The organism is Lysinibacillus sp. OF-1 (assembly GCF_028356935.1).
GTDB classification, from domain to species: Bacteria; Bacillota; Bacilli; order Bacillales_A; family Planococcaceae; genus Lysinibacillus; species Lysinibacillus fusiformis_D.
Map to the genome: position 1 here is coordinate 771,077 of NZ_CP102798.1, position 22,415 is coordinate 793,491.

26 protein-coding genes are annotated in these 22,415 nt (G+C 37.8%); 14 read left to right on the top strand and 12 right to left on the bottom strand.

Annotated features, from left to right (window positions below; all coding sequences use genetic code 11):
• Nucleotides 1–31: 31 nt before the first annotated feature.
• Nucleotides 32–1,849: an oligoendopeptidase F gene (pepF, locus tag NV349_RS03555; RefSeq protein ID WP_058844598.1), complete on the top strand. Its 1,818-nt coding sequence runs from the start codon at nucleotides 32–34 to the stop codon at nucleotides 1,847–1,849.
• Nucleotides 1,850–2,705: 856 nt separating this feature from the next.
• Here the strand turns inward: pepF and NV349_RS03560 are convergent.
• The 4 genes from NV349_RS03560 to NV349_RS03575 form a co-directional block, all read right to left on the bottom strand.
• On the bottom strand, nucleotides 2,706–3,518 hold the full coding sequence (locus NV349_RS03560) for a DsbA family protein (RefSeq protein ID WP_036126658.1): 813 nt from the start codon (nucleotides 3,516–3,518) through the stop codon (nucleotides 2,706–2,708).
• Nucleotides 3,511–3,918, bottom strand: coding sequence for a globin domain-containing protein (locus NV349_RS03565; protein ID WP_004227447.1), 408 nt, complete (start codon nucleotides 3,916–3,918; stop codon nucleotides 3,511–3,513). Before NV349_RS03565 ends, NV349_RS03560 begins: the two co-directional genes overlap by 8 nt.
• Nucleotides 3,919–4,337: 419 nt before the next feature.
• Nucleotides 4,338–5,120 (bottom strand): lytic transglycosylase domain-containing protein, encoded by a 783-nt coding sequence (locus tag NV349_RS03570; RefSeq protein WP_036126656.1) that lies wholly within the window; start codon nucleotides 5,118–5,120, stop codon nucleotides 4,338–4,340.
• A 28-nt stretch (nucleotides 5,121–5,148) separates the two neighbouring features.
• The gene (locus NV349_RS03575; RefSeq protein ID WP_036126653.1) at nucleotides 5,149–5,736 is read right to left on the bottom strand and encodes a CYTH domain-containing protein; all 588 of its coding nucleotides are present in this window, start codon (nucleotides 5,734–5,736) and stop codon (nucleotides 5,149–5,151) included.
• Between the two features lie 126 nt (nucleotides 5,737–5,862).
• Between NV349_RS03575 and NV349_RS03580 the strand changes: the two genes are divergently transcribed.
• From NV349_RS03580 to NV349_RS03605, 6 genes are all read left to right on the top strand, one after another.
• Complete coding sequence (locus NV349_RS03580) at nucleotides 5,863–6,246, top strand: UPF0738 family protein (RefSeq protein WP_036126652.1); 384 nt, start codon at nucleotides 5,863–5,865, stop codon at nucleotides 6,244–6,246.
• A 56-nt stretch (nucleotides 6,247–6,302) separates the two neighbouring features.
• Complete coding sequence (locus NV349_RS03585) at nucleotides 6,303–6,974, top strand: GTP diphosphokinase (RefSeq protein WP_036126650.1); 672 nt, start codon at nucleotides 6,303–6,305, stop codon at nucleotides 6,972–6,974.
• Complete coding sequence (locus tag NV349_RS03590; RefSeq protein ID WP_036126648.1) at nucleotides 6,971–7,765, top strand: NAD kinase; 795 nt, start codon at nucleotides 6,971–6,973, stop codon at nucleotides 7,763–7,765. The genes NV349_RS03585 and NV349_RS03590 overlap by 4 nt, the downstream gene beginning before the upstream one ends.
• Nucleotide 7,766: 1 nt before the next feature.
• Complete coding sequence (locus NV349_RS03595) at nucleotides 7,767–8,663, top strand: RluA family pseudouridine synthase (RefSeq protein ID WP_058844601.1); 897 nt, start codon at nucleotides 7,767–7,769, stop codon at nucleotides 8,661–8,663.
• Between the two features lie 297 nt (nucleotides 8,664–8,960).
• Nucleotides 8,961–10,337, top strand: a complete 1,377-nt coding sequence (mgtE, locus tag NV349_RS03600) for a magnesium transporter (RefSeq protein WP_036126643.1) — start codon at nucleotides 8,961–8,963, stop codon at nucleotides 10,335–10,337.
• Nucleotides 10,338–10,390: 53 nt separating this feature from the next.
• Nucleotides 10,391–10,792: a hypothetical protein gene (locus tag NV349_RS03605; protein ID WP_230593938.1), complete on the top strand. Its 402-nt coding sequence runs from the start codon at nucleotides 10,391–10,393 to the stop codon at nucleotides 10,790–10,792.
• Between the two features lie 65 nt (nucleotides 10,793–10,857).
• Here NV349_RS03605 and NV349_RS03610 read toward each other — a convergent pair whose 3' ends face one another.
• Nucleotides 10,858–11,382, bottom strand: coding sequence for a CotY/CotZ family spore coat protein (locus NV349_RS03610; protein WP_008174263.1), 525 nt, complete (start codon nucleotides 11,380–11,382; stop codon nucleotides 10,858–10,860).
• A 135-nt stretch (nucleotides 11,383–11,517) separates the two neighbouring features.
• Between NV349_RS03610 and NV349_RS03615 the strand changes: the two genes are divergently transcribed.
• The 6 genes from NV349_RS03615 to NV349_RS03640 all read left to right on the top strand — a co-directional run bounded on the left by NV349_RS03615 (nucleotide 11,518) and on the right by NV349_RS03640 (nucleotide 14,358).
• Nucleotides 11,518–11,922 carry a YhcN/YlaJ family sporulation lipoprotein gene (locus NV349_RS03615; protein WP_230593937.1) on the top strand — a complete coding sequence of 135 codons (405 nt, stop codon included), beginning with the start codon at nucleotides 11,518–11,520 and terminating at the stop codon, nucleotides 11,920–11,922.
• Nucleotides 11,923–12,378, top strand: a complete 456-nt coding sequence (spoVAC, locus tag NV349_RS03620; protein ID WP_036126638.1) for a stage V sporulation protein AC — start codon at nucleotides 11,923–11,925, stop codon at nucleotides 12,376–12,378.
• Complete coding sequence (locus tag NV349_RS03625) at nucleotides 12,372–13,367, top strand: stage V sporulation protein AD (RefSeq protein WP_036126636.1); 996 nt, start codon at nucleotides 12,372–12,374, stop codon at nucleotides 13,365–13,367. The genes spoVAC and NV349_RS03625 overlap by 7 nt, the downstream gene beginning before the upstream one ends.
• A 16-nt stretch (nucleotides 13,368–13,383) precedes the next feature.
• On the top strand, nucleotides 13,384–13,743 hold the full coding sequence (gene spoVAE, locus NV349_RS03630; RefSeq protein WP_170829916.1) for a stage V sporulation protein AE: 360 nt from the start codon (nucleotides 13,384–13,386) through the stop codon (nucleotides 13,741–13,743).
• Between the two features lie 65 nt (nucleotides 13,744–13,808).
• Nucleotides 13,809–13,982, top strand: coding sequence for a YjcZ family sporulation protein (locus NV349_RS03635; protein ID WP_080717135.1), 174 nt, complete (start codon nucleotides 13,809–13,811; stop codon nucleotides 13,980–13,982).
• 127 nt (nucleotides 13,983–14,109) lie between these two features.
• Nucleotides 14,110–14,358: a stage VI sporulation protein F gene (locus tag NV349_RS03640; protein ID WP_036126630.1), complete on the top strand. Its 249-nt coding sequence runs from the start codon at nucleotides 14,110–14,112 to the stop codon at nucleotides 14,356–14,358.
• Nucleotides 14,359–14,484: 126 nt separating this feature from the next.
• Here NV349_RS03640 and NV349_RS03645 read toward each other — a convergent pair whose 3' ends face one another.
• The 3 genes from NV349_RS03645 to NV349_RS03655 form a co-directional block, all read right to left on the bottom strand.
• Entirely contained in the window at nucleotides 14,485–14,913 is a 429-nt protein-coding gene (locus NV349_RS03645; RefSeq protein ID WP_058844599.1) for a GNAT family N-acetyltransferase, read from the bottom strand.
• Between the two features lie 3 nt (nucleotides 14,914–14,916).
• Nucleotides 14,917–15,432 (bottom strand): YjcG family protein, encoded by a 516-nt coding sequence (locus NV349_RS03650; RefSeq protein WP_036126625.1) that lies wholly within the window; start codon nucleotides 15,430–15,432, stop codon nucleotides 14,917–14,919.
• A gap of 83 nt (nucleotides 15,433–15,515) precedes the next feature.
• Complete coding sequence (locus NV349_RS03655; RefSeq protein WP_058844600.1) at nucleotides 15,516–16,235, bottom strand: alpha/beta hydrolase; 720 nt, start codon at nucleotides 16,233–16,235, stop codon at nucleotides 15,516–15,518.
• Nucleotides 16,236–16,348: 113 nt separating this feature from the next.
• Between NV349_RS03655 and NV349_RS03660 the strand changes: the two genes are divergently transcribed.
• Nucleotides 16,349–16,930 (top strand): phosphatidylglycerophosphatase A family protein, encoded by a 582-nt coding sequence (locus tag NV349_RS03660; protein WP_036126573.1) that lies wholly within the window; start codon nucleotides 16,349–16,351, stop codon nucleotides 16,928–16,930.
• A gap of 15 nt (nucleotides 16,931–16,945) precedes the next feature.
• On the opposite strand, the gene NV349_RS03665 is transcribed toward NV349_RS03660, so the two are convergent.
• The 4 genes from NV349_RS03665 to NV349_RS03680 form a co-directional block, all read right to left on the bottom strand.
• Nucleotides 16,946–17,098 carry a hypothetical protein gene (locus NV349_RS03665; protein WP_244504895.1) on the bottom strand — a complete coding sequence of 51 codons (153 nt, stop codon included), beginning with the start codon at nucleotides 17,096–17,098 and terminating at the stop codon, nucleotides 16,946–16,948.
• Nucleotides 17,099–17,562: 464 nt separating this feature from the next.
• Nucleotides 17,563–19,374, bottom strand: a complete 1,812-nt coding sequence (locus NV349_RS03670; RefSeq protein WP_089935045.1) for an ABC transporter substrate-binding protein — start codon at nucleotides 19,372–19,374, stop codon at nucleotides 17,563–17,565.
• A 12-nt stretch (nucleotides 19,375–19,386) separates the two neighbouring features.
• Nucleotides 19,387–20,883, bottom strand: coding sequence for an ABC transporter permease (locus NV349_RS03675; protein ID WP_058843229.1), 1,497 nt, complete (start codon nucleotides 20,881–20,883; stop codon nucleotides 19,387–19,389).
• Between the two features lie 13 nt (nucleotides 20,884–20,896).
• A complete protein-coding gene (locus tag NV349_RS03680; RefSeq protein ID WP_058843230.1) occupies nucleotides 20,897–22,327 on the bottom strand; it encodes an ABC transporter permease in 1,431 nt (476 codons plus the stop codon).
• Between the last annotated feature and the right edge of the window lie 88 nt (nucleotides 22,328–22,415).

The following is a 22,415-nucleotide window of genomic DNA, read 5'->3' on the forward strand; positions in this document are numbered from 1 at the left end:
AAAAAAGCACATATAAAGGGGGCTGGCATACATGGCTAGTAACAGTAATCAGATTTTGGTTAGAAATGAAGTACCCGCAGAATTAACATGGCGCTTAGAGGATATCTTTGCAACAGATAAAGCTTGGGAAGAGGAATTGAAGGAAGTTGCAGAGCTTGCTAAACAAGCACCGAGCTATGCAGGTACTTTAAATAATGGGGCAGAGGCATTATTAACAGCTTTACAATATCATGATCATCTATATGAGCGTGCGATGAAGCTCTACACATATGCCCATATGCGCTATGATCAAGATACAACAAATAGCTTTTATCAAGATATGAACAGTCGCATTCAAACATTGGCAACTAGTATCTCAGCTGGTCTTTCATATTTAACACCAGAGATTTTAGCATTAAGTGAAGAAACAATTGAAGGCTACTTAGCAGAAAATCAAGACCTACAATTATATAAGCAATCTTTAAAAGAAATTACAATGGCACGTCCACATGTATTACCAGCTGAGCAGGAGGCATTGCTAGCGCAAATGTCTGAGGTAACGGGTACAGCTTCTAATACATTCAGTATGTTAAACAATGCGGACATGGTTTTCCCTTATGTGAAAAATGAAGAGGGAGAGGAAGTACAACTTACACATGGTAACTATATTAAGTTTTTAGAGAGCAAAGATCGCTCAGTGCGTGAAGGTGCATTTAAAGCTATGTACGAAGCATATGGCAAGTTTAAAAATACGTTCTCGGCAACGCTAACGGGTAATGTGAAGAAGCATAATGTGAGTGCTCGTATTCGTCATTATGATTCTGCACGCCATGCAGCCATGTCTAATAATTTCATTCCAGAAAATGTGTATGATCAATTAGTTGAAACAATTCATAAGTATTTACCAGCTATGCAGCGTTATATTTCATTACGTAAGCAATTATTAGGTGTAGACGAATTGCATATGTGGGATTTATTTGCACCACTTGTTAAAGAAGTGGAAATGAAAGTCACTTATGATGAAGCGAAAGATATTTTAGTGAAAGCACTAGCTCCATTAGGCGAGGAATATCAAAGCATCGTCCAAAGTGGATTGGATAACCGTTGGGTTGATGTATTAGAGAATAAAGGGAAACGTAGTGGAGCCTACTCATCAGGCGCGTATGGTACGAATCCGTATATTTTAATGAATTGGCAAGACAATGTGAATAATCTATTTACATTAGCGCATGAATTTGGCCATAGTGTTCACAGCTATTATTCACGTAACAATCAGCCATTCGTTTATGGAGATTATTCTATTTTTGTCGCAGAGGTTGCTTCAACATGTAATGAAGAGTTATTAAATGACTATTTACTAAAAACAATTGATGACCCTCAACAAAAAATTTACTTATTAAATCATTGGTTAGATGGTTTCAGAAGTACGGTATTCAGACAAACAATGTTTGCAGAGTTTGAACATCTTATTCATCAAATGGATAAGAACGGTGAGTCATTAACAGCTGATCGTTTAACTGAAGTTTATTATGAACTAAACAAAAAATACTTCGGCGATGATATGATTGTAGATGAGGAAATTGGCTTAGAATGGGCTCGTATTCCACACTTCTACTATAATTACTATGTTTATCAATATGCGACTGGTAAATCAGCCGCTACAGCATTGAGTAAACAAATTTTAGAGGAGGGGGCACCAGCTGTAGAACGTTATATTAATAACTTCTTAAAAGCTGGATGCTCTGATTTCCCAATAGAAGTATTAAAGGCAGCAGGTGTTGATATGAACGTTGCTAAGCCGATTGAAGATGCATGTAAAGTATTTGAAGAGCGTTTAAATGAATTAGAAAAATTATTGTTGAATAACTAATTAAAAGGGCGGTGGGAATATTCCTACTGCTCTTTTTTATGTATTGTCCATGTTATTTCAAATGAAAGAATAATGATTTTTTTTGATTTCTAAATAGTTTAAAAGTGTGCATCTTGGAAAAATACTGTTTGTAATCGCTTTCTATTTGACAAATTTGTGAATCTAGTATTGGTTGCATTGCTAAATATATTATTCCATGATAGAGTAATTCTTGTGAAATAAATCACAAAACAAACATACACCCCTTTGTTTGAACGTGAACATTTCTCCCATCCCCTTTGTGAAAAAGAAGCGTCTCTATCGGTCGAGGATAGAGGCGCTTCTTTGTATTTTGCTTTATCTAACAAAATATCCATAGAATTTATGTGAAAGGTGAAAATGGATTACCGTTGCAGGCTACTTGCTTTTCTGTGGGCGAGCGCAAAGCCGCTTCCGCCTCGCTATCCCAAGGTAGTCAAGCCTTCCACTTCAACCGATAAAAATATTTCTCTTTAGCAATGGTTTTTAAATAAAGGGAAGGTGTTCACTACTCATTTTATGGAGGAGCGGTACGCATCATTTCTCCACATTGAAAATAAGAGCCTATCCTTCCTCTAATTATGCTCGTATGAAAGATAAGGAAAAGACACTTTTGCCACATGGTGATTGGAGTGGAGCCAGCGTCACTCCTAGGGGATTAGCATCACAACTGATACCTTGGGACGAACGCAGTGGGTGAAGTGACTCGGACGCTGGCGGAACGGAAATCTATCCCAGGCTTTGTGAAAAGGTGTATTATTGCTATTGACATGACCTTTTTTCAACAACATGAAAAGGACTCCATCATGAAAGATTGGAGTCCCTGTCGTTTCTTGTATTATTTAAGACGCCATAACGTAGCGTGAGTTGTCTGGATTCGTTCGATTTTTTGTTGTAGCATGCGTTTCTTTAATTCACGCTCTGCTGCTTGCTCTGTAAATGAATAGATAAAAGCTATTTCATTTGTAGAAAGTGTATGGAATTTAGAAAATAAGTCCTCTATTGATGGTAATGGCTGACGGACAAGCTGTTCGTTCAGCATTTCTTGTAAAATATGTTCATAAACTTCATAGGAATAGCTACCGCTGACTTTTAGTCCTTCATCTTCAATACATTCATTGAAAAACACGATACTAGGGACTTCGTCAACTTCCATTTCACGTTTAATATATAAATCGCATTGGAAAGCTCGTGCTGCTTCCTTTGAGCCAAAGTCGACAGTGAATTCATTCATGTCTAGTTGAACATCCTCTGCAATTTTTAAAAGCGTTGCATAGGAGTTTACATCTTGGTGGTTTAGTAATACATATTCTTGTAGTTTCGACAAATAGCGTGCACCTGCACGTTTTCCCTGTAGTTCGGCTGCTTTAATAGCAATTGAAGGTAAGACAGGGTGATTAATATCAAGTTCGACTCCCGAGATACAACCTTTGACACGTTTACTTAAGCAATTTAAAGAAGTAAGCTCTGTGCTTAAAACAAAGCGCCACGTGAAATAGTGGTTGTATTCAAGCTGTAATTTACGAAGAGTTGCTTGCATACTGAAAGCTTCAGGGCAAAGTGGATCTACGAAAATATACAATTCAATAGGCTTGTTGGCAGTAGAAATCGTCGGCGTTGGCTCTTGCAGCAACATTTGAATATTATTCACGTAACAATTCCCCCTCATCGTCATTTGGCGTATTAACCATGTGATGAGCTGTTAATACTAAACGTTGATAATAAGTTTCACGGAACTTCCCTTCCAAACCTACCTCATCCATTGCTTCTGACATACACTCTAGCCAAGCTTGAGCACGGTCAGGTGTAATCGGAAAATTCATGTGACGTGCACGCATCATTGGATGTCCATGTTCCTCAGTAAAGAGATTTGGTCCACCTAAATACTGTGTTTGAAATTGAATTTGCTTACGGGCTGTCTCTGTTAAATCCTTTGGAAAGATTGGAATAAGATCAGGATGCTGAGCCACTCTTTTATAGAACGCGTGAATGAGTTCTGACAGTTTTTCAGCTCCCAGCTCCTCATAAGGAACAGTGTATTTTCGACTCATAGGTTATATGCTCCTTTAATTCTTCTTTATATCTTAAAGTATCATTTTATCGCATTCAGCAAGTGTTCAAACGACTGCTGAATCTAGAACACCGTCAAAAAGCGCTACGCCTGTGGCAATGAAAGTGTTGCCACAGAGCCCTCCGGCAGTTGTCGCAGGACGTGACTTTCTTAGGTTAACTTCTACTTTTCTGCTCGGAAAAATCTAGACACATCGTTAGCGGCAATTAAGCCGAAGCGTTATTGATATACTTGTCATCCTCAAAATGTGAATTTCTTGTGACTACCTTCATTCTATCAACGTCTTTTCGTTAACACAAACAAAGAGCTCTTTCGAATTGTTGTTCGCTAAAATAGCACAAATTTCACCACAATGGGTGAAATTTGTTGGAAAAAGTATGGATAAAAGGAAAGATGCGATTACACTGTGTAGTAATTCATCACTTTTTTGACATAATTCTGTGTTTCTTTGAAAGGAGGAATCCCTCCATATTTCGTAACGCGAGACGCGCCAGCATTGTAGGCTGCTAAAGCTAGTGTAGGGTCATTATTAAATTTATCTAGCATTTGACGCAAATATTTTGCCCCAGCCATAATGTTTTGCTCTGGGTCAAAAGCGTTTGTCACGCCTAAATATTGTGCTGTTGTGGGCATTAATTGCATTAAGCCCTGCGCTCCTGCATGACTCACTACAGTTGGATTAAAATTAGATTCTTGCTTGATGACAGCCGCAATAAGCTTTTCGGGTACCTGATAAGTAGCGGCAGCTTTTTCGATAATAGCGGCATATTGATTGGCTCCTGTTAGTGAATTGGCGTACGCTGTAGAGCCTATAACATCATCTGAAACATAAGAATCAAGCTTTGTGCCAGTATAGTTGTTTGCTAAAGCTTGTTTGACAGATTCAGGGATAAACACAGCATTAGAGCCTTGATAAAGCAATGATTCGAGTGAGCTACCTTCTGAATTATTGGCTAACATTGTCAGCTGATTGACGAAATCTGAATGATTTGCTGTTCCAGAAGCAAATAAGCTAGACAATTTGGCATTGCTTGCTGTCGATGCTTCTCCTAATAATTCATTAATCATGTCAGAAAAAATAGAATTATTGTCTGTCAGATTGTTTGTTGATGCATTTTCGGTAGCTCCAAGTGTTTGCAATGCTTGAATTTCTAGTAAAGATTTTAGTGATTGAATATCCAAGGAGTCAGTCACCTTCCTTTTTATACTATTATGAATTTTGTGCTTGTAGAGCTTTCATAAAGCGGGCTATTTTTTTATCTGTAGCCTGTTTTTTAATTCCGTATTGCTGTAAAAATTCGTCGAAAATTGTATTTCCTTTTATTGCATCTTTTGCTTCATATTCTACCTCATAATCGTCGCACTGCAAATAGTAAGAATGGTCAAAAACAAGAAGCCCCTCTTTATAAGGAATTTCGACACGATCTGTAGTGAGTGAGCCAAATACTTGTAATTGTTCTAAAGGAATACTGTGGCTGGCTAATTTTTTTGCTACTTCTTGAGCAAAAAAGCCTTTACCATCAAGCATTTGCTGTGCCTGTACTGCAGTTAATTCATCTGTTGTTTCAAGATGAGCATGCTCGGTATTTTTCTCTTTGAGTGTACATTCGTAATAATCACCAATTTGTCTAATTCGCAGCCCGCTTTGCAGTTGACGAATGGCCTGTGTAGGCGTGTCAAAATAATGATTTACTTGTCGATGAATAGCATTTTGGCTAATGTGGAAGTCTTGTAACAATTGCTCGTATTGTTGTTTTGTTAATAGATTTTTAAACTCAATTTCAATTTCTTGTGTCATTTATATTCACCTATTTAATTTTTTATTTTTCATTCGTTGTTTCGCTTGATTTAGTATTTACACACTGCAACTATTTACCCTGTGTGATAAAATAAGAGGAAGAGTACAACGAAAAGGGGAACCGCAGTGCGTAAAATTTATACAATAGAAACATCGAATTTTGAACAAGATCAACTTCATTTTAGTTTAAACGACAATGAAGTAAATTTACAGTTAAAACCTGCTGGACAACTCATTGCAGATTCAGATGAGTTTGCATTTATTTATTTACTTGATGCAGGCGAAGACTATCATTACTTGCGTTTTCCACCGAGTAGTTGGGAGAATCTTGTACATATTTTACAAAAAAAGAAAGATCCAATACTACGAATAGGTGAAGAAGAGATTGAGCTGACAAATTTCTACGATGAATTGGAAATGCTCGTGTATAATATTGAAGGAAATTACAATTACGGGGCAGAATTTGTCCAAACCGTGGAACAACACTTTCAGGCAATTCTTGCTGAATAGAAAGACAAAACGAACAGACGGTGGTGTTCGATACCGAATGTCGGGAGGTTTTTACAATGGGACAATGGGAAATATTTTTAAGTCCTTATAAACAAGCAGTAGACGAGTTAAAAGTAAAATTAAAAGGCATGCGTTCGCAATTTGGTATTGTTAATGCCAATTCACCAATTGAATTTGTAACAGGACGTGTTAAGCCTTTAGCAAGTATATATGATAAAACATTAGAAAAAGGATTAGCTTTTGAGCCCTCTAAACAACTTGGTGATGAACTTGGTGATATCGCCGGCCTTCGGATTATGTGTCAATTTGTTGATGATATCGCAACGGTAACAGAGCTTATTCGTCAGCGTAAAGATATGCGTGTAGTGGAAGAACGCGATTATATTACACATAATAAGCCAAGTGGTTACCGCTCCTACCATATGATCGTGGAATATCCTGTTGAAACGATTCAAGGAAAAAAAGTAGTGTTAGCCGAAATCCAAATTCGAACACTAGCCATGAATTTCTGGGCATCTATTGAACACTCTTTAAATTATAAATATAAGGGCATGTTCCCAGAGGAAATTAAAAATCGTTTACAAAGTGCAGCAGAGGCAGCATTTCGATTGGATGAGGAAATGTCATTGATTCGTAGTGAAATTCAAGAGGCACAGGCCTACTTTAGCGAATACAAAGAAGCATCGAATCCTAATTTACTAACAGAGAAGGAGCGTGACGCCCAATGAAATTTTCGATTCAATCACGTAGAGATGCACAATCTAACGAGCTAATGGAGCTAGCTAAAACTTATTTACAGGATTTTGGCTTAACTTATGATGAGGAAACACCAGAAATCGTTGTTTCTATTGGAGGAGACGGCACGCTTTTGCATGCCTTTCATCGATATTCTCATTTGTTAGACCAAGTAGCATTCGTTGGTATTCATACGGGGCATTTAGGGTTTTATGCGGATTGGAAGCCATCTGAATTAGAAAAATTAGTTTTATCCATTGCTAAAAAAGACTTTAATGTTGTGGAGTATCCACTTTTAGAAGTAAAAGTAGAGCATCACAATGCCGATTCGAATACGTACCTAGCGTTAAATGAAGCAACAATCAAATCGCCAGATGTAACACTTGTTATGGATGTCGAGCTGAACGGCAATCAATTTGAGCGTTTCCGTGGAGATGGTCTATGTGTATCAACGCCTTCTGGTAGTACGGCTTATAATAAAGCACTTGGTGGGGCAATTATCCATCCTACATTAGCGGCACTACAAGTCACTGAAATTGCATCCATTAATAATCGTGTTTTCAGAACAGTAGGATCACCATTAATATTACCAGCACACCATCATTGTGTGTTACGTCCGGTAAATGAACAGAACTTTAATATGACCGTCGATCACTTGCAAATTACACAAGGTGATGTCAAGGCTATTGCATTTAATGTAGCAAATGAAAAAGTACGTTTTGCCCGTTTCCGACCATTCCCATTTTGGGAGCGCGTGCATGAATCTTTCGTCGCTAATGAATAATATGGATACAAGGTTTACATTGCACTTTGTGGCTGATAAAGAGGGGCAATTATTACGAGAAGCCCTTCAGGAATGGCGTATATCCAAGAAAGCCTTAACCGCCATTAAGTTTGATGGTGGCTTATTAACAGTCAATGGTGTCGAACGTAATGTGAGACATGTCCTTCAAGAGGGTGACTGTGTGGGAGTGACATTTCCTCCTGAGGAAAGAAGTGACGGTCTTGCTATTGAGCATGGTGATTTAACCATCGTATTTGAGGATGATGCAATTTTAGTGCTTGATAAACCAGCTCACCAGAGTACAATTCCCTCAAGAGAGCATCCAACCAAAAGCATTGCAAATTTAGTTTGTGGCTATTTTGAGCAACAAGGATTAGCTTCCACAGCCCACATAGTTACAAGGTTAGATCGAGATACATCAGGCTTACTCTGTATTGCCAAGCATGCGCACATTCATCATTTAACAGGGCTTGCTCAGCGTAGTAGAAACATTTCAAGGCAATATGAGGCGATTGTGCATGGCCATGTCGAACAAAATTTTCAATCCATTGTGGCTCCTATAGGGCGTAAAGTGACGAGTATTATTGAAAGAGAAGTACGAGAAGATGGGCAATATGCACATACAGATGTAACCGTGCTAAAGCGGTTTTTACTTGATGCTGAACCAGTGACATATGTACGATTGCAATTGCATACAGGACGTACACATCAAATTCGCGTACACATGGCGTACCTTGGGCATCCACTTGTTGGTGATGACCTTTATGGTGGAAGCCGTCATTTGATTGATCGACAAGCACTACATTGTGTCTCCTTAAGTATGGAGCATCCATTGACCGGTAGGCCATTACACTTTACAAGTATGTTAAATGAAGACATGCAGAGATTATTGAAGTAGTCTTTGACTGATAGAAAGGAGATGTTCGCACAAACGGGCATCTCCTTATCATTTTTGATGTAATAACAGTGTATAGGAAGTATCTGTACACCGACTTCATAAAATTAATGTATAGTAAAATAGAAATCGTCATGATTTTACGCTTAAAATCAAATTTTATAAAAATCTGTACACCGACTCTGATGGATAACTTAAAAAAGGGTTTGCAGAAAAGGTATAATACACTCTATTATATAGAAGGTAGATTTACGGCATTGCCCGTAAAGATGATTGAAAGCTCGGAAGGAGGGGACAAGCATGATAGAGGAAAGAAATGAAAAGGATGATGTGCAATTTGATGAGGCACATCTACGAGGAATGCTCGAAGCACATAATATTGATGCATTCCGTGATGAGTTTTTAGAACTTCATCCATATGATCAGGCAACGTTTTACGAAAAGGTGGAACCTGATATAAGGAAGATCATCTATTCGTTCTTGTCTCCGACAGAAATGGCTGATATTTTTCAGGCAATCGATATCGAAGATGATGAATATAAAGCGTACCTAGCTGAAATGGATCCTTCATATGGGGCAGAAATGCTTTCGCATATGTATGCTGATGATGCGGCAGATGTCTTAAATGAGCTGGATTTGGCACAGCGTGAAAGCTATTTGGAAATGATGGATGAGGAAACGGCTGAAGAAATTAATGAGCTATTAAGCTACGATGAATATACAGCCGGTTCTATTATGACAACTGAATACGTTGCTATACCAGAAAATTCAACAGTGCGTTCAGCAATGGCCATTTTGCGTAAAGAAGCACCAGATGCAGAGACTGTTTATTATATTTTCGTGGTGGATGAAGAACACCGTTTGACAGGTGTTATATCACTACGAGATTTAATCATTGCTGACGAGGATACACGTATTCGATCCATTATGAATGAACGTGTTGTGATGGTACATGCAAATGATGACCAAGAGGAAGTCGCACAAATTATGAAGGACTATAATTTTTTAGCGACACCTGTTATTGATGATAAAGGGGAACTGCTCGGTATTATCACGGTCGATGATATTATTGATGTTATTGATGAAGAGGCTTCTGAGGATTACTCAAAATTAGCCGGTATTTCGGATATGGATAAGTTTGATGTAACACCTTTCCAAGCAGCTAAAAAACGTTTACCTTGGTTAGTGGTACTACTGTTTTTAGGTATGCTGACAGCCAATTTAATGGGGCAATTTGAAGATACTTTAGATAAGGTAGCCTTACTAGCTGTCTTTATTCCACTTATTTCAGGAACATCAGGGAATAGTGGAACACAAGCATTAGCCGTGGCGATCAGAGGTATTGCAACAGGAGACGTGGAAGAACATAGTAAATTCAAGTTACTACTACGTGAAGCAGGTACAGGCTTAATGTCAGGCGTTGTTTGTGGATTAATCGTTATTGGCATTGTTTATTTCTGGAAACATGAACTTGTTTTAGGAATGTTAGTAGGAGCAGCACTTTGTGGTTCTATTTTAGTCGCGACATTAGCGGGTTCCTTTATTCCGTTGTTAATGCATCGACTAAAAATAGACCCTGCTGTGGCATCAGGACCTTTTATTACAACTTTAAATGATATAACAAGTATTTTAATTTACTTAGGATTAGCGACAGTTTTTTTAAGTCAAATAGGCTAAGAACCAATTTACTTACTTTCGCATATTGTATGGAAAAAAGGGAAGTGAGTAAAGTGGATCGAGAGCCACGCTTGTTTATAAAATCACCATCATATTTTTTAAATATTTCTAAGGCGTTACATGAACTTGATTTGGATGAAAGTACATCCGTATATGTAAGGGACAACATTTTCGATGAGCAAACAGTTGATGGGAAAGAAGATATCGTAGAAGATGTACAAATAGATCCGTACTTACTAAAACAACTTCAATTTTTAGAAAAGCCATTTCGTCAGAGGGCCTATCAGCCATTATTAGTTTGCTTAAAAGATGGTAGAAAATTAACTGGAACTGCCTCAGAAGTACAGAGTGATTCTTTAATGCTAACGTCATTAGAATTAAAAACACAGGAAATCATTCATTTTGAAGAGATACAACAAATACTGTGGCGTGGAAGAAAATTGCCAACATTATAAAAAAAGTGTACAGCAGAGGATGCTGTACACTTTTTTTTATGTGTGTGTGTCAAAGGTGAAAGAAATTAATCACAAATCCCTAAGTCAACATCAGCGATACATTGTACAGCGCAGAAACAAGATAAATCTACAGTAATACAGCTATCTGTTGAGTTCCAGTCATCTACTTTACAGATTTTCTTCATGTTTACGCAACAGCCGTCACGACTTAATAAGTCTACTGTACTTTCACTAGAGTCAAATGTACATAATGGCTCTAAAACACGTAAAGTTGCACAGCACTCATCAAACATATCTTCTACACGGAAGAATACGGATGTACAAATACAAGGATCTGCTGTTGGAGAGTTAAAGAATGCTTTGAAAGGAGTACCATCTTTTGTAATTAACATGAATACACGTGTATCTGCTTGAGAGCGTGCAGGACTAACAATTCCGCCTAGTGGTTCTAAGAAACAGTTCGCTGTACATGGAGAACACTCATCTCGCACCGCTTGATTTTGAATATCTAAAATAGCGCGAACTACGTCACAAACGCAGCCTGCTGAATGGATTGGTCCAATAGGATTTGTTGGCTTACCACAACCCATATTGTCACCTCCTTTCCTTGTTACTACTTCTACAATATGTACTTTTGAAAAATGGACTCGGGCTTTCGTATATATCTTCGAATGAATAGTTTTTTTATGTGTGGAGAAACTGTAAAGAAAAGGAGGGGAAAACATTTGAGGCTACTAGGAATGACATTACCTCTCTTAGTCGTTTTATCGCTGTTAAATGGTTGTGCTGAAAAAGAAAAATTTATTGTCTATGGGTCGCCACAAAATGAAAGTGAAGTCGAAGCCCTTATAAAAGAAGAAGACTATGTTGAACGATCAACGGTTATCCAATATGACGATAGTATGCTTGTTGCAGTACAAATCAAACCATGGGAAAAGTGGAAAAAGACTAAGCTAGAGAAAAAATTGCAAAAGAAATTTGATGAGAAATATCCAAACAAAGATGTATTTGTCTCAGCTGATTATAAAATTTTTTATGAAGCCAATAAAATAAAAAAGGATCAGATTGAAGATAATAAATTGAGCGATAAAATTACAAAACTAAAAGAGCTTGCAAAGGAGCAGACATAAATGGAAAAAGAACAATACCAACAGTTAGAGCAATATGTTACACCAAAGCCCCCTTATTTAAAGAATATAGCTAAGGCATTCTTTGTTGGTGGACTGATTTGTGCAATTGGTCAAGCTGTGTCCCTTTTTTATATTATTTTTTTCAATTTTACGGAAGCAACAGCAGGAAATCCAACTGTTGCCACAATGGTATTCTTTGCCATGATTTTAACAGGCTTGGGCCTTTATAAAAAAATTGGTCAATTTGCTGGAGCAGGCTCAGCAGTTCCAGTAACAGGCTTTGGTAATGCCGTTATTTCTGCGGCTATCGAACATCGGTCAGAAGGGTTGGTACTGGGCGTCGGTGGCAATTTATTTAAATTGGCAGGGTCAGTTGTATTATTTGGAGTAGTATCTGCATTTTTCGTTGCTCTCATTAAATATATCCTTGTGACGATAGGAGTGGTTTCATGGTAATCGTTTTTCAATCGAAACCATCTCTTTTAGCTGGTGGAGTAGTAGCTGGCCCATTGGAGAATCGCAGTATTTTTAGTCAGTATTTTGACTCGGTCTATGATGATGAACGATGGCAGATGAAAACAAATGAACAGGGGCATCGCAAAATGATCGAAGAGGCCTGTGAATTTGCTATGAAAAAATTGGGCATACAAAACGGAGATATTGATTATTTAATGGGTGGGGATTTGGTTAATCAAATGACACCGACCAATTTTGCAGCTAGAGATTTAGAAATCCCCTTTATTGGATTATTTTCGGCTTGTGCAACATCTGTATCCTCTGCCATTATTGCATGCCTATTAACAGAGTTAGGTGTGGCTAATTTTTCATTAGCTGGTGCCTCAAGTCAGCATAATTCCATTGAACGTCAATTTCGTTATCCCATCAATTATGGTGCTCAAAAACCTCAAACTGCACAATGGACTGTGACAGCTGCAGGCTATGCCCTTATTGGAAAGCATCGTGAGGAGTATCCTTCTATAGAAGCAGCAACGATAGGCAAGTCAGTTGACTATGGCATGGATGATCCTTTCCATATGGGTGCAGCGATGGCACCAGCCGCCTTTCAAACGATTCAATCTCACCTACAGCAAAGAAACCAAAAAATTTATCATTATGATTTAATTTTAACGGGTGATTTAGGTCAGCTTGGATTAAAGCTGTTGAAAGGAATGCTTGTGGAAAATGGTGTGAAGAATGAAGAGCTAACGTTATTACGTGATGCAGGTGCCGAATTTTATGGACAGGATGAAGCATTCCAATCTGGTGCAAGTGGAGCAGGCTGTTCGGCGGCTGTTTTTTTTAGTTATGTTATTCAACAAATGCGCGCAGGGAGTTATAAACGAGTATTACTTGTGGCAACAGGGGCATTATTATCGCCGCTATCCTATCAACAAGGCGAGACGATTCCATGTACGGCACATGCGATAGAAATTACAATGAAATGAGGCAAAAACCATGGTTATGACATTTGTATTTGCATTTATTATTGGAGGCATTATTTGCGTCATAGGCCAATTATTAATGGATGTTGGCAATTTAACACCGGGACACACACTAAGTACGTTGGTTGTCCTCGGTGCCGTATTGGATGGTATGGGTTTATATGAGCCACTAATCAATTTTGCTGGAGCAGGAGCTACAGTACCCATTACATCCTTCGGGAATTCATTAACTCATGGGGCATTGGCGGAAGCAGAAAAGCATGGACTTGTTGGCGTATTAACAGGCATGTTCGAAGTAACAAGCTCAGGGATCAGTGCTGCTATCGTATTTGGCTTTATCGGTGCATTAATTTTTAAACCAAAAGGAAATATTGACTAGACGAATACCCCTCCCATTTTTACAACCGAAACATATTATAGGTTGTAGAAGGGAGGGGTGCTTTTATGGGATATCAAGGCTGGTCCTCACAACCTTATGGAAATAATGTTGGTGGGTGGAACAATAGCTATTGCGGAGGTTACTCTGGAGGCGGCAACAACTATGGCTATGGTTCTACGTTTGTTCTAATTGTTGTCCTATTCATTCTATTAATTATTGTTGGCGCTACTTACATCTAATTTGATGAACATAAAGGCTTTAGCTTCTATTTAGGACTATCTAAATAAGGTTAAGGCCTCCACCATTTGCGAAATGTTTCGTGCAAGACGCAAGGTCAATTTGAGTTTTAATGATAGGAGGGAAAACATGCATCGCTCGTTTTTTAATTCGATTGAGCAAAAAACAGGTGTATCGATGGATGAAATCTTCGCATTAGCCAATGCCATTCAACATGCGGATTTTACCAGTGAAAAACAAGTAAGAAAAATTGTAAGACGTGTAGCTAAAATTTCTAACAGATCGATTACGCAAGAGTTGGAAGATAAACTTGTACAATCTATTATTCAAGATGGCGCATCACTAGATTTAGATAAAATCACTAGAATGATGAAGTAGCGTATGGCATATCTACTTGGCAATGTAGCTTGTTACGATGGAGTAGATAAATGGTGGCAAGCGAATTCGTGTCTATTTAAAAAGGGTGTTACGACAATGCGCAATGCATATCGTAACACCCTTTGATTACATTTTTTTCTTCATAGCACGATGTGGAATACCTGCATCCATAAACTCAGGAGAGGTAACTGTAAATCCAAGCTTTTCGTAGAAGGGAATGGCATAGCTTTGTGCATGCAATTTTAATATTTCCTTGTTGATAGAAATGGCATGCTTCTCCATTTCCTTCATCATTAAAGCTCCTAATTTTTTGCCACGCTGAGATTGTAAAATACAAACACGTTCAATTTTAGCTGTTGTGCCGTCAATACTACGTAAACGTGCTGCTCCTACTGGTTCAACGTTATCATACATAATGAAATGTGTTGCAGTGGCATCCTCAGCATCACATTCTAGATGAAGCGGAACACCCTGCTCTTCAACAAATACCTTTTGCCGAATAGCAAAGGCATCATCGTGTTCTTGCTTTGTTTCAACAATTTTCACCTGATACAAGAATCACTCAGCTCCAGACAAACGGAATGTTTCATATGTTGTCCATGAGCCATCTTCTAATTGATATAAAAGATGGATGCGATCAATTGTATCCTTTTCATCAACGCCAGTCATGCGTAATTGTCCAAAGATATCGTCATGCTCAGAAGCTGACATTTTTTGAGCGATTGTAATATGAGGAACAAATACATGTTTCATTTCCCCATGAGGGATGTTGTCTTGAAGTTCATGTTGGAATGCTACTAATTGTTCAGTTGGTTCAATGCGGAAGTAAATCGCATTTGTTGTAGGGAAAAACGAACTTATGCGAGATGCATGAATGTTTAAAGGTGCATATTTAGCAGCAAGTTCATCCAATTGCTTGACGATGGTTTGAATTTCTTCTTCAGATGCATCGAAGCTGTCCTTTAACGTCATATGCGGTGTAATCTTTGCATAATGAGGATCATAACGTTTGCGATAAGTGTTTGCTAAATCTTGCAATTTTTTTGATGGAAATGCCACAATACCGTACTTCATAGTCCATTACCTCCCGAAAATAAACAATTTTTCTATTTAAGTATAACAGAAATTTCAATTTTCGTAATTTGAATCACCCAATATTAATTGAAATTTTCAATTAAAGCACGTCGAAGGTCTGGTTTCCAATATTTCCATGTATGATTGCCTTCGAACTCGTCATAAAATGTAGTGAACCCTTTACTAATCATGAGCTCATGTAATTGACGGTTAGGTGTTAAAAAGTCTTTGATGGTTTTATCCATTGTCACTACCTGATCTTCGCCCTTACCTACTATATGGTAGATAGAAATCGCGCCAGGATCTTTAAATTTTTCAACAGCCTGTAAGACATCCTCATCAACATATGGTGATTGTAAAATGACTTTGCCAAAGATGCTTGGGTACTTTAGGGCAGCCATTAAGGAAGCAGTGGCAGCCATAGAGTCTCCAATGACGCCACGACTCATACCCATTTGGTAAGTGGCATATTCATTGTCTAAATAGGGTACTAGCTCATGAGCTAAAAAGCGTAGATAGGCTTCGTGTTGCTCACCGCTTGGAATATATTTATGACGTCGATCTTTAATATCTTTGTAAGGAACAAATGCTATAATTAAATTTTCGATTTCATAGTCATCAATCAGTTCATCAGCTAGCTTTGTAATGCCGCCGAGTTGGAAATAATCTTTACCGTCTGATGCGATTAAAATATTGTATTTATAAAGTGGAGAATAATTTGCAGGAACATAAATATAGAGCTGTAATTCTTCCTGTAATGCTTCACTATAAAATGTTAAATCCTGTACTGTTCCCTTATCCAATGATGACACTCCTTCTTGTGTTTGTAACAAAATTGTACCATATTACGAAAGTAAAGGTATAATAGGTTGGGCTAGCTTTATACTAGCAATAAAAATCGAAATGAGGGTTAATTATGCATAATAAAAGTATTCGTGTGCACTCTGACGAAGTAGCAAAGGCAGCTCAAGCCGCGTTAATTCGTAGAGGTGTAGCGATAGAGGATATCGCAAAAATTGTTTACGAAATGCAAAAAACCTATAATGAAGGTTTAACACTGGAGCATTGTGTTCATTCTGTTGAACGTGTTTTACGTAAGCGAGAAGTACAGCATGCTTTATTAGTAGGAATTGAATTAGATGAACTAGCAGAGAAAAAATTATTATCTTCACCACTGCAACAAATTATCGAATCGGATGAGGGGTTATTTGGTGTAGACGAAACAATCGCACTAGGATCTGTTTTTACATATGGCAGTATCGCCGTTACCACTTTTGGTCATTTAGACAAGCAAAAAATAGGGATTATTAAAAAACTCGATACAGAACCTGGACATCATGTCAACACATTCTTAGATGATTTAGTTGGCAGTATAGCAGCTTCAGCTGCTTCACGTATTGCACACCGCATGCGTGACCTAGAAGAGGAAGGCGAAACATTTGCTGATATCGAGCCTGAAGAGCTAGGACCAAAACCAAAATCACATAATGAAATATAAAATGAGTTTCTACTATTAAAAATGAGCCTTCTCAATTTTGAGAAGGCTTTCATGTTGTTGAAAAAAGATCATGTCAAAGGCAGAAAAAGCAAATTTGCAAGGTAAGAGGTTGATTTCCGTTCCGCCAGCGCCCTTTCCAGGGGGCGTCCGATGAGCCGCTTCACTCACTTACGCTCGCTCCAGGGTCTCATCTGTGACGCTAAATCCCCTAGGAGTGACGCTGGCTCCACTCCAATCAACCATTCTGCAAAGTGTCTTTACTTTTTTTCATAGTAATATAGCGATTAAATAGCCCATTATTTTTAGAGGGAATAAGCTCTTATTTTCAATGTGGGGAAGTGATGTGTGACAACACCTCTCCATAAAGAGTAGTGAAGACCTTCGCCTTATTTGAAAACCTTTGCTAAAAAGGTAATACTTTTGTAGGTTGGAGTGGAGGCTACTTGACTCCCGTGTGATAACGAGACAGGCGAGCCTCTAAACGGAGCGATAGCGGAGGAAGCGGCTCGGGGCGCTCGCCCACAGGAAAGCAAGTAGCCTGCAACGGAAATCCATTTCTACCTTCCAATTGACTGTTTTGTTTTTCAACACTAAGTGAGCCTTCTCAAATTTTGAGAAGGCTCAAATTAGTATTACTTATTATCGTTATATGCTTTTACAAATTCTTTTACTTTCTCGCTATCTGCCTCCAGTTTTAAACCAGTATCGATTAATGGAGATACTGTGGATACAGCTGGTTTTTTATTGCCTTGGTAATAGCTAATGAATTCGTCTTGGTTAATGGAGTATAGGATTGCTTTACGTAAATCTGCTGAATCAGAAACTGCACGTCCAGACGTATTCATTTGTAAGTAAGACACAGCATTACTATCTGCCGTATTTAATGTTAATTTAGCGTCTGATTTCACAATATCCAACTTCGTTTCTGGAACTGTTTGAAGAACATGTATTTCACCATTACGTAATGCAGATAGTGCACTATCAACATCAGAGATAAATCGAACATTAATTTTGGCGATTTTTGGTTCATATTCGCTACCTGCACGGTAAGCAGGGTTTTTCACGAATTGTGCTTCATAATCATTTTTCTTCACTAAAATGTAAGGACCACTTGCATATAGCTGATTGTTAAATGTTGCTGAACCTTCCGTTATAGTAGCTTGATCACCATAGGCAATGTCTTTATCAGGATCATAGCTAGCCACGTCATACGTATTAATGCTTGTTACTTGTTTTTCAGATACGATACCACCAGATTGGTGTGCTAAATAATTTAATACTTGTGGGAATGGAGTTGGCGTTGTAATTTTAACAACTTGGTATGCACCTGCTGCATTATGAACAGCACCTTTTTCCTTTGTTAATTGTGCTATTGAAGCAGGTAGGTTTTGTGATAAGGCATCTAACACTGATTGCTCAGAGCCTGCTACTTTTTTGCTTTGTAATTCAGCTAAATCAGAAACGATTTCCACTGTTTCTATATTTTCATGAATGCTATAAGTACGATGATCTGGTACTGAATTAGCATCTTTTGCACGATTTAATGAGAAGACAACATCTTCAGCTGACACTAATTCACCTGTATCAATTGCTGCACCATCTTTCACAGCTGCAAAGTGGATATCATCACGTAAAATGAAGTAATATTCTTGATTACCTTCAGCCATTACATGGTTATAAGATAATGAACCATCTGAAACAACTTCATCTGTATCTGTTAAGTTAACAAGACGAACGTACATATTCGTGTTTAATGTATTGATGGAACCATCATTCCCTTTGATTGGGTCAAGTGAAGTAAGGGAGTTGATTGTTTGGTGTAAGATTAAAGGTTCTGTTGCATTCTTAGCCGCATCATTAAATTCAATTTTTTCCCAAACCTGTGCACGAGATTTTGGTAAAAGGACCGTTTTAGGATTTACTAATTCAGAGTAGATCCCTTGATATTTATTGGAAATATATAAAGGCGCAATATAAGCTTGATCGAATACTAGTAATTGCTCTAAATCTTTGTATTTAGCTGCTGCTTCTTCACCAGTCAATGTGCTTGCTTCATCGATTAGTGCATCTAATTTTGAATCTGCAACAACACTGTAGTCACCGCCTGTTTTAAATAGACCACGTACAGCATAGTCAGGGTTCCCAGTTACTGTCGTCCAGCTTGAAAGAGCAAGATCATAGTTACCCGCTTCTTTTTGAGCAGAGAATGAACCGTAATCTGGTTGAATATTTAGTTTTACATCAAAACCATTTTTCACCAATTGGTCGCGTACAATATTCATATCTTCTTCAGCAGACGCCATTCCTAATACTTCAATGGCCACTTTGCCATTGCTCTTGTTATTATCTTTTGAATCTTTACTGCCTTCTACGTCAGTTTTTGTTTGTACACAGCCAGCTAAAGCTAGTACTGCAACGAATAAAAATACAAGTAATTTCTTCATAGTTACCTCCAATTAATTTGTTTTTGGATCTAAAGCATCTCGTAAACCATCTCCTAAGAAGTTAAAGGAGAGGACAAGAAGCATAATACAAAGACCTGGGAAAATCGCGACATATGAATGTGTCTCCAGGTACGTACTACCAACTTTTAAAATATTGCCCCATTCGGGAATATGTGGCTCAATACCAAGCCCTAAAAAACTTAAACTACTTGTTGAAATAACAGCTCCCCCAATCGTTAAGGTTGCTTTCACAATCATTGGTGCTAATGAATTGGGAACAATATGCTTGAAAATAATAGCAGCATCAGATGCACCTAAAGCTCTAGCTGATTCCACAAATTCAAAATTAGCAAGCTGCATAACATTAGCCCGCATTGTACGAGCATAGGTTGGAATTGCCCCAACACTCAGCGCAATAATGAGGTTCACTGTATTAGCACCAAAGGCAGCGATAATAGCAATAGCTAACAAAATGCCAGGGATAGCATATAAAACATCAAGGCTTCGCATGATGATATTATCAGTGGATTTTCCATAATAGCCTGACAAAGCGCCTAATGTCCCTCCCACAACTGCTGGAATAATCGTTGAGAAAAATCCGACGATTAACGATATTTGTGCACCAAATACAATGCGAGAAAATAAATCTCGTCCGTAATTATCTGTGCCTAGCGGATAGTCCAATGATGGTGTTTGCAGTAACGCACCATAGTTATTTTCTGTAGCAAAATCATAGTCAAAAGTCCAAGAGCTTGTGACGGACAATGAGAACATGAAAATAATGAAGAATAAGCCGAATACAGCCATCGTATTACGTAAAATCTTTTCCCATATTTTTTGCCACTTTTCTATAGAAGACGGATTTGCCTTTCGAGCCTTTTGAATCAGGCTATAGCCTAGTAATGTCGCAAATAGATTACCAGTGAAAGTTGCAAATAGTAATAAAACGCCGGGAATAATCATCCATTTAGGTGCCTCAGTAGCTGTCACATATTTCGTACATAAAATGGCCATCACGATATAAAATAGCGCTAGTACTAAGAAAACACCCATCGCCAGTAAAAAGGTATCCGTTACATATGGTTTAAATATATTCAATGCTGCAATACCAATGATGAATAATTGTGTAATAAAGGCATAGGCTGCAAAAGTATATTCTGCAGATTTTCTTTTCGACACAAGCATAAATGCAAAGGATGTTGAAAAAATATTGCCTGACAATATAGTGATTAACAATGGATAGCCCAGCACTCGAGTGTTTTTTTGAATGTCACCGTGCTTTGCTAAGTCCTTTTTAATTCGTAAATTGATGAAAGCAACATATGCCGTGGTAATAGCATAAATAACAAAAAAGAGTATAATAACTGGTCGCCAGCTATTGGTAGAAAAATTATAGCTATAGGCTAGAAACAAGAAAGAAAACAATAAGGAAAAGACAAAAGTGAAATGAGAATTGACATATTCCTGTGTAATCTTCAAGAGTAGTTTGACATGTAAGATGTTTTTCACAGGTGATCCTCCTTTAAGACTTCTTCATTTTCGAGCGAATGCGTGGATCAAAAAAGGCATACATGATATCAATCAATAAATTGACAATTGAAATAGTAATGGCAATATAAACAACGCCTCCAAGAATGGCCGGAATATCAGGGATAAATTGTTTATCGACTATATAGCTACCAATCCCACTAATGTTGAATACCTTTTCTGTTACAGATGCGCCTCCCAACATACCCCCAAAAAGAAGTCCAATCACCGTAATAATTGGAATCATGGCATTACGAATGGCATGTTTTGAAATGACTTTAAATTCATTTAAGCCTTTTGCTTTTGCTGTAATAATGTAATCCTCATGAATCACCTCAAGCATACTCGACCTTGTCATCCTAGCGATGGATGCTGTAATGGATGTTCCCAAGACGATAATGGGCATGATGAGCGATAACCAATTGTGAGGATTATAGGTCGCTGGAAACCATTGAAGCTTTAAAGCAAACGTTAAAATAAAAATTAAACCTTGCCAAAAGCTTGGGATGGATAAACCGATTAAAGCAATGAACATAAATGTATAATCCAAATATGAATTTGGACGAACAGCTGAAATAATACCGACCGGAATAGCAATGGCGATAGCCATTAACAATGACAATACGGCTATTTCAAGTGTGACAGGAAATTTTGTCGCAATGCTGTGGGTAATATCTTCTTTACCTGCAAAGGATGTTCCTAAATCAAATGTAAATAGGCCAGATAGTGCGTTCCAAAGCTGCGATAAATAAGGCTGATCTAAACCGTGAATACGATTAAAATTCGCAATCTGCTCGGGTGTTGCTTCAACTCCGAGTAGGTTTCTTGCTGGGTCAAATGGTGATAAATACAAAATAGTAAACACCAATGTAGCTACACCAACAATGACAATGAAGCTTTGTAAAAGACGTTCAATAATAAATTGTAGGAACGGATTCGCAAATAAGATAAGTACTACATAAAATAAAAAAGCTGGTAGAAAGGTAAGAGCGATAAAGCGTTTGTTTGTTAGTAGCTGATTAAAAAATTGGTTATACGTTAGTTGTTGTATGCCCTCTTTTTGTAAATCTTGATCCACTTGCTGTTGTAGTTTATTTTGAGCTAATTGCTTGGCTGTTGTTTGAATTTGTGACTGTAATACAGTCTCTTTAAAAAAGGTAGCTTTTGCTATTTCTTGTTGTTCAAAGTCCTTTTGCCAGTGAGCAACCAAAGCCTTCTCTAGGTAGTACTGACTACGTAATGCAAAAGCCTGATCATAATTGTTTGAATGATTTCTTTTCCGATAGATAAAGTATGTAAAGGGATGAACTAAAATACTTAAGAAAAAAAGAATCAAATGGTAAGGCTTTTGATGCATTAGTTTTTGATAAACCGTAGAAAAGAAAATAAATTCCTTAGGTTTTAAATGATTTTTTGAAGTAACCATGCATTTCCTCCAAACGTAAATAAAATATTCAGCATCATATTGTATAATTCCTATCAGTATTGTAAAGTATGGATTATACTTGTAAGTA